This window comes from Caldisericota bacterium (assembly GCA_034717215.1).
Classification (GTDB): Bacteria; Caldisericota; Caldisericia; order Caldisericales; family Caldisericaceae; genus UBA646.
The window spans coordinates 1-2909 of record JAYELD010000018.1 but is presented as its reverse complement, the minus strand read 5'-3'; the positions used below and the strand labels follow the sequence as shown (position 1 = coordinate 2909).

The window sequence follows — 2909 nt, the reverse complement described above, 5'->3', positions numbered from 1 at the left end:
GCTATGTCTTTCACGCGTATAAAATTTCCTTTGATTGGCATTTCCCCTACAATAATCATAGAAATTTTTGACAGATTTGCTGATTTTACATCATAAATACTGTCCCCCACAAAAATAACCTCATTTTCATTTAAGCCAAATTCTTTTAAAATATAAAGGATTGCAGCATTCCCAGGCTTTGTCATCCCCATCTCACGGGTAATTACCATATCAAAATCTATCCCGTACTTTCTTGCAATGTAACGAACATTCCGCAAAAGATTGTTTGTCAGAAGAACTCTTTTTATTTTTTTTCTTTTGAGCTCATTAAGCAGCTCTTGTACCCCGTCTTTTAACTTGCCTTTTCTGGTTGCTTCTTCTTCAATTGCATTTAACATATGCATCTTTTTTTCTTTTATCTTATCAGGCAGCTTTTCTATGAAAGAAAGAATCCCCTCCCCTTTAGGCACCTCAAGAGTCTGTTTTATCTTTGTCCAATCATATGGCGCATCAAAGAGCGTTCCATCCAAATCAAAAATGACACAACAAATTGTTTTTCTTTTCATAAATACAATTTTAACATATTGACATAAAAATAAAAAAGCAGTAAAATTCAAACGGAGGATCTAATAAATGAAAAAAATTGTTGCATTAGTTTTTAGTATGTTTGTTTTGCTGTTAGCAATGCAGGGTTGTAAAACTGAACAGAAAAATCTTATACTAAACAATGCATCGGTCAACGAAGACGGCACTGTGCATATCGAAGGAGAGGCAATAGCATTTGAAGGAACCGTAAACATAGAAGTAACGGATAATGAAGGCAACATCTGTTTCGCTGGTTTTACAACTACAGATGCAAAAGAACCATCCCAATACGGTACATTCAAAAAGGACATAGTCCTAACGCTCTTTCCGCAATCAGATCAGATTACGTTAAAATGTTTCCTTATCTCGGCAAAAGATGGTACAACTACAGAAAAAGAGGAAAAAACCCTTTCCTACAATATAGAGCATCAATTAGTAAATATCTATCTTCCAAACAGTGTAAAAAACCCTGAAATGCTGGATTGCGAAAAAGTATATCCGCTTGAAAGAAGAATAAAGAAAGAAAGTGAAGTTCCAGCCGTTGACACACTACAATTCCTAATCAATGGGCCAACTGAAAAAGAAAAAGAATTAGGATATCTGGACCCGCTAATCCCGCAAAACACAAGTATAAATTACGTAAAAATTGAAGGCGAAAGCGTAGTTGTAGATTTTGGAAAAGAATTTCTCAGCATAACCGGTGGCTCGTGCAAAGTACAAGCTATACGCGCCGAGATAGAACAAACAGTAAAACAATTTTACCCGGATTACAATGTAATCATCTCAGCAAATGGAAACATGGAGGAAGTGTTGCAACCTTAAATGTTCCATGTGGAACAAAAAATTATTCTTAAATAAACTTACAGCCAGATAGTATAATCTTCTTGAGAAGTTTCGATGTCTTTTTTAATTTTCTCTTTTACTTCGTCTAATGAATCAAGAAAAAGCCCGGATCTAAATTTTGGTTCAAACCAGGTAGATTTTGGAGGCATAATAAAACCATTATCAGCAACTGCAACAATTTCAGGTACGGTTATTGGAAAAAACGAAAATGAAACGGTCCAGCCATCCTTTTGCACTTTTTCTTCTAATGCATCCGTTCCTTCCTTTCCACTTACGAAATCAATTCGTCCATTATCTCTTTCATCCATTATGTCAAGAATAGATTGAAAAACATATTTGCTAAGCAAAGATACATCTAATGATTCCAGAGGATTCAGATTAACAACATATTCGTTTTTTATCATAAGCTTATACCAATTTCCTTCAAGAAACATACCAAAAAGATGTTTTCTGTCGGGCTTAAATACAATTTTACCAATTTTTTGTACATAAAAATATTGATTTAGTTTATACAAAAACTCATCTTTTGACAACCCATTGAGGTCCTTTATAATTCTATTATATTCCATAATGTGCACATTGTTGTGTGGCACAGCAGCCCCGAGAAAGAAACCAGACTGTATCCCATATTTCTTAAATACACTACAAGTAGCAAACACTCTATGATTTCCGTCTGCTACATAAAGGACAGGGACATCTAAAAATAAAGACTGTATCTCTTCTATAACAGTTTTTTTTGAAACTGAATGAACAGTGTGCCTTACCCCATCCTCGGTAATAAAATCATATTCCGGAGATCCTTCCATTATTCTGTGTACAACATCCTTTATTGACTTCTTTTCTCTGTACATTAAAAAGGAAGGGCCCGCCTGAATATTCATGTATTCAATCCAACTTATTCTGTCGTCAAGTTCTTTGTACTTAGTTTTTTCTGTTCCTTTTATAACACCTTTCTCGTAATCATTGCAAGAAAAGAGACCAACAATTCCGCTTTGCATATGCTTGTCGATACTTTCAGTATAAATATAAAAATGAGGCGTTTTTTCGTGTACAAAAATCCCTCCTTCCAAGAATTCGTCCAAAGAGTGTTTTGCTTCACGAAACATAACACTTTTTGAGGTACTATAAAAAGGCACATTAACCTCTGGTTTAAGAACTTTCAAAAAAGACAGTGGATTGCTTCTTACAATCTCTCTTGCTTCCTTTAAAGAAACAGAATCGTAAGGCGGTGCCACTACTGCCCCGGCAAATCGGCTTACAGGTCTAAGCGGTTTAAAAGGTTTTATTATGGCCATATGTTACCTCCATTCAAAAAAAGGGCGTGCGGCGTTATTCCACACGCCCGCTAATTTTAAATCTCCGGAAGATTTTTTATTGCTCTTTCTATCTCCTCTTCAGGATATTCGTAATCATGCAGCTCTCCATTAAAATATGCATCGTATGCTGCAAGGTCAAAATGTCCGTGACCAGAGAAGTTAAATACAATTACATCGTCTTCAGTC

The 2909-nt window shown here is 35.4% G+C and carries 4 protein-coding genes; 1 reads left to right on the top strand and 3 read right to left on the bottom strand.

Annotated features, from left to right (window positions below):
* Positions 1-545, bottom strand: a 545-nt coding sequence (locus U9Q18_00930) for an HAD family hydrolase (protein ID MEA3312923.1), incomplete at its 3' end; no start/stop codon positions are given.
* Between the two features lie 67 nt (positions 546-612).
* Here U9Q18_00930 and U9Q18_00925 point away from each other — a divergent pair.
* Entirely contained in the window at positions 613-1386 is a 774-nt protein-coding gene (locus U9Q18_00925; GenBank protein ID MEA3312922.1) for a Gmad2 immunoglobulin-like domain-containing protein, read from the top strand.
* A 38-nt stretch (positions 1387-1424) separates the two neighbouring features.
* Here U9Q18_00925 and U9Q18_00920 read toward each other — a convergent pair whose 3' ends face one another.
* Both U9Q18_00920 and U9Q18_00915 read right to left on the bottom strand, forming a co-directional pair.
* A complete protein-coding gene (locus U9Q18_00920) occupies positions 1425-2702 on the bottom strand; it encodes a DUF1015 family protein (protein ID MEA3312921.1) in 1278 nt (425 codons plus the stop codon).
* A 56-nt stretch (positions 2703-2758) separates the two neighbouring features.
* A partial coding sequence (locus tag U9Q18_00915; GenBank protein MEA3312920.1) for a TrpB-like pyridoxal-phosphate dependent enzyme occupies positions 2759-2909 on the bottom strand: 151 nt, incomplete at its 5' end.